The organism is Acetobacterium paludosum, assembly GCF_008086595.1.
In the GTDB taxonomy this organism is placed as follows: domain Bacteria; phylum Bacillota; class Clostridia; order Eubacteriales; family Eubacteriaceae; genus Acetobacterium; species Acetobacterium paludosum.
This window is the reverse complement of sequence record NZ_RXYA01000029.1, coordinates 1-5,164: the sequence shown is the minus strand read 5'-3', so window position 1 is coordinate 5,164 and position 5,164 is coordinate 1. Positions and strand designations below refer to the sequence as shown.

Here is a 5,164-nt window from a genome sequence, read left to right as displayed (position 1 = left end):
AAACGGCGAAAGCGCCGGAACCGCAGGCTTTGCTTACCGCCTGGAAGGGATCCGCATCATGGTGGTGCCGAAAGGAACCGCTGCCCCGGGTTCAACCGATCAGGCTTTTATCAGCAACAACTAATTAATGATACTTAAAAATTGATTTACCAAACGCCGGAGAAATTGCTATGATTTCTTCGGCATTTATGTAAAAGTATTTTTGTGATATGTAAAAAGAGAAAACAGTAAAATAAATCTCCGTGGATATTCATCAAAAAATCACGAAAACCACGAAATAATAAGCAGGAGGATCAATGAAAAAGAGGCAGTTAAAAGGATTTTGTTTTGGGATGGTTTTAATGGTGACCCTGGGGATGCTTTCAGTTAATGTGCTGGCTAAGGAAAATAGTGTTGCCGGAAGCAGCGCACCAAACACTACGACGAATAGTGGTGTCAGTGAAGATTCAAATACAGTTAACAGTACAGATAATAGTAAGTCTGATTCAGTTGATAATGAACCAGCCCCGGAAGTAGTTCCAGCGAATGTTGCTGAGGATACCACAGTGGCTGACGTAACGGCAGAAGATACTGCTTCAGACGATGGTACGGAAGAAAGGCCGCCGGTGGCAGAAAGTTTCGAAGTGCTGAGTGATAATAATAATGCGTATTCATTCAAACCCCGGTTTACAGCACCGGGTACAAATAATCCCTGCTATTATGCCGAAAATATTTTCTGCCAGTCAGGTTATGGCATGCCGAACTGTACAGCCTATGCCTGGGGCCGAGCTTATGAGCTGCTGGGGAGTAAACCGAATCTAAGCTCAGGCAATGCCAATCAATGGTGGAGCTATAATTTAACTGGAAAAGTGTATTCATGCGGAACAACACCAAAGGTTGGGGCAATTGCCTGTTGGAGTGGCAGTGCCTGCGGACATGTTGCGGTTGTGGAGGCAATTTCAGGTGATCAGGTTACCCTTTCAGAGTCGGGGTGGAACAGCTTTTTGTTTCGAAATTCATCCTATACCATCGGTTCTGAAAATTCAATCTACTCAGGCGGATTTCAGGGGTATATCTATATTGGCGATTTCTGCAATGATGTAACCCCGCCTTCTGTAGCCAATATTGCAATTAAAGATATCGATACAGAAGGATTTACGGTCACCTCGGATGTATCCGATGCCGGTTCGGGCATTGATCATGTCACGTTTTCGGTTTGGACGGATGCCGCCGGACAGGATGACCTGGTTTCTTATACCGGAACCGTCAGCGGTGATACGGCGTCCTGCCGAATTTTATACAGTGAGCATAATCAGGAAAAAGGCGCCTACACGGTCAATGTTTGTGCTTATGACAAAGCCGGATATTCAGCAGCGGCCCAAACTGGGATTGTGACGGATGTGAGCCCGCCAACCATCTCAGACGTGGAAATTACCGATGTTTCAACGAATGGTTATACGATAAAATGCAGGGTGGTTGATGATACCGGGGTTGATCAGGTCATGTTTCCGACCTGGACCACGGCCAAAGGGCAGGATGATATCGATATCCCCGGGAATTCAGATAAATTGTTTTGTGGAATACTGACAGGCGACACGGCGACCTATACCGTAAAGGAAGCGGATCATAATAACGAATGGGGAGAGTACGAAACCCTGATCAATGCGACTGACCAATACGGAAACAGCGCCTGTTATACTTTACGCGTTAATGTAAAAGATGACTGGACAATTATCAAAGAAGAAGCCCTAAACAGTCATGATTATTTGTTTTTCAACGATGCGGTGACAGGGCTTGAAACTAAAGCAAGGATTGAAAAATTGAGTGCGGCTGCCGTTTGAACAGCTGAACGAAGCGTATTGATTTCATGTAAAAGGATAGCAAAAGAAATTGACAAGCTGCTGATTGCATAAGTCTCAAAAATCGCAGCAAAGTTACTTGGAAACAGAACTGATTGGATTCAGAAATTTAATAATTTATGGTTTAGAAAACAGCAATCATTGTTTTTTAAATAAATGAACCTCCTTTTAATATCGGCGCAGAAATTAGTTTTTCTGCGCCCTTACTGACTGGTGCGACAAAACAGGAAAAGCGTTTTTCTTAAAAAATAAATAGCTTGAGGAGTTTAAAAAAATGGAGAGAATAAAAAAATATGTCGGTTTTTTGTTGATATTAATCGTAGCGTTGTTTTTCTCGCAACCCGTATTTGCAGAAGAAAACAATGTGGTAACAGTAGGAATTCGGGTGGAAACAATGGATTCCACAATCATTCCGCTGACTTATGTAACCATGCCAACGACCCATAAGTCGTTTGAAAATTATGGATTAACCGGTCAGACGGACCAGGGCTTCGATACGCCGGTGCATGTTCTGGCGCAGTATCTGATCGATAACGAGTTGGCGACAACAGAGACTATGAGCTCAATGCTTGGAATTGAGTATAATAATTTGTCTCAAATCTTGACGATGTACGCCAATGGGACCGATACCAAAGATGCCAGCCATTTCTGGATGTACATGGTAAACGATGATTACCCGGCATTAAATGGAACAGGTTATAATATGAATGACTGTCCCTTAAAAGATGGCGATGTCATTACCATTTACGCCATGAGTTATCCGGGAACGGACTATTATGCTTTTTTTAACAAGCAGAAAATTGAGGTTGGTCAGGGAGAAGCTGCAAAACTGACCTTGCTGGGGCGAAGCACCATGGGCGGAAACAGCAGTGCGATTTCAGGTGCAGAACTGATTTCCTCAACAGATGGTACATCAGCAACGGTTGAAACAGGTATCGTTACGGATGCAAACGGACAGGCAAGCATCAGTTTCAATGAGACTGGAATTTACACGGTCAGCTGCAAAAAAGACAATATAACCAGAGCCTGTGCGCAGATTACAGTGGTTTCTTCAGACGAAGCAGCGGATAAAGCGCTTGTGGCTGAAGATAAAACAGCGCTAACTATCCCATCGGTAACAACAGGTAATCTCAGTCTGACAGATTCCGGCGCTAGCGGAAAAACAGGCATCACTTGGTTAAGCAATGATCCGTCAGTCATCCAAAATGATGGAAAGATCATTCGGGGAAAAGCAGACAAGTTGGTGACATTAACCGCCACGATTAAAAAAGGAACACAGACAGAGACCAAAGAATTTCCAGTAACCATTAAAGCATTTTCGGATGCAGAAATCAAACAGATGCTGACAGATATAAAGACAGCACTGACAGCGAAGACGATCAGAGTGGTGGAAGGAACCGATACCAATCTGCTTGTAAAAATGCAGGCTCAGGCAGATTTGGTAACGTTGGGCAGCATGATCACCCTGACCGATGTGAAAAACCAGCCCCAGATTGGCAGTGATGGTGTCATCACCTACGGAAGCGATGCTTCAATGAAAAAAGAAGTGACATTTAAAATTTCACTATTAGATAATGAGGAAACCGGAATCGTGAAGGTTTCTGTTCCGGCGCATACTCTGACCGCTCAGGAAACAGTGGATGATGATGCGGCTCAACTCACCTGGGACAGCATAAAAAAAAGCAATGATGCGCAGGACAATGTCAGAACCGGTTTGTCGCTGCCGGGAACAGGCAGCTCCTATGCGACCGATATTACCTGGGAGATCTCAAATCCCGCTGTGATCGACAAATATGGGTCCGTCACCAGACCGGCATTTGGTCAAGCGGATGCCAAGGTGACATTGACGGCGATCGTTGCACCAGGAGACTATATGGAAATGTTTGGGCACCCTGGGGTAGCTGAAAGTAAAAAAGTCAATATTGAAGTAACCGTCAAAGCCTATACCCAGGAAGAATATGATGCAGCCAAAGGCGATGTTGCAAAAGTTAAAACGTATTTGCATGATACCGGCAAAATCAGGGAAATGAATACCGGTGCAATTGCTGACCTGTCTAATATCGATTACGATCTGCAACTGACCGGCAATGATGCAAAAACGACAGGTGTTACCGATGTGGATGTGGCATGGTCATCAACCAATTCGGGGATTACGGTGAATACCTATCGTGGAAAAGTGATCCGACCTGGAATCAATGGAGAAAAAACAGTGGGAAAACTCGTTGCGACAATTTCAAAATCAGGTTATTCCGAAACCCTTGAATTTGATGCAGCTGTGTTACCCCTAACCCAGAAAGAAATCGATGCAGAAAATGAGAATATCCAGGAAATAGCAAAAAAATTGACATTCGACAACATCAAAAAAGACAACATCAATTCTTCTTACGTAATATCAGGTCTGCAGATGGTTTATCGGGGTTATTGTGACAGTCAGGGCGCTGTTACCTACAGTACAAAGAATAGTGGAGAAAATGGTGCTGCCATAACATGGGAAACCAGCAACGCGGATGTCATCAAGACCTATGGGTCTGTAACCCGGCCTCTTAAAATAGACGCTAATGTGATTATGACAGCAACGATTTCATCAATTGCTTTAAAAGATGTTGACGGTATTACTAACCAAAAGGTGGAGATACCGGTTACTGTCATTAAACCGACAGCTAAATTAAAAAACATTACTTTATCAGTAGGTACAGTGACATTTTGTCCGGATACGTATGAATATAGGGTAGAAATACCAGAAGATATTACTGAAGCGACACTCAGTTTAACAAAATTTGATTCATCAGCAAAAGTGGAAGTAACCGGAGCGACAGTGGATGAAAATGGAAATTACTTATCCAAATTGGATAGTGCAATATCGATTAAATCGACGCTTGAAGAGAATTCCGCTGAATACAAGATTAATTTTATTACTAAGGATCAGGCTATTGCTCAGACAGTAATCGATCAGATTGCCGCTTTGCCGGCCGCTGACAAACTGGCAATTAGCGATAAAACAGCTGTGATGGCAGCGCGAACAGCTTATGATGCTCTGAGCGCCGCTCAGAAAACACTGGTGACCAACCTGAGCATCTTAACCGCCAGTGAAGCGAAAATTGCCTCACTGGAACCAGTACCAACACCAGTACCGGATACGGATACAGATACAGCTAAAGATAAAGTCACCGGCATTGAAGTGATTGGTCTGCCGGTCGGTACCGCCATTAAGGTGGTCGGGGAAACCGACAATGCAGATAAAACGGCTGAAGCCCAAAAGGCTGCCGCCGCTGCCGGCATCACCGATGCCAAAGTGGTAAGTCTGTATGACATCAAACCCGATATGA

The 5,164-nt window shown here is 43.9% G+C and carries 3 protein-coding genes; all 3 read left to right on the top strand.

What is annotated here, in order from left to right; translation table 11 throughout:
• The coding region (locus tag FZC41_RS16930; protein WP_148567413.1) for a hypothetical protein at positions 1 to 124 on the top strand (124 nt) is incomplete at its 5' end.
• 172 nt (positions 125 to 296) lie between these two features.
• Complete coding sequence (locus FZC41_RS16925; RefSeq protein WP_148568632.1) at positions 297 to 1,820, top strand: GBS Bsp-like repeat-containing protein; 1,524 nt, start codon at positions 297 to 299, stop codon at positions 1,818 to 1,820.
• Between the two features lie 292 nt (positions 1,821 to 2,112).
• Positions 2,113 to 5,164, top strand: a 3,052-nt coding sequence (locus tag FZC41_RS16920; protein ID WP_148568631.1) for an immunoglobulin-like domain-containing protein, incomplete at its 3' end; no start/stop codon positions are given.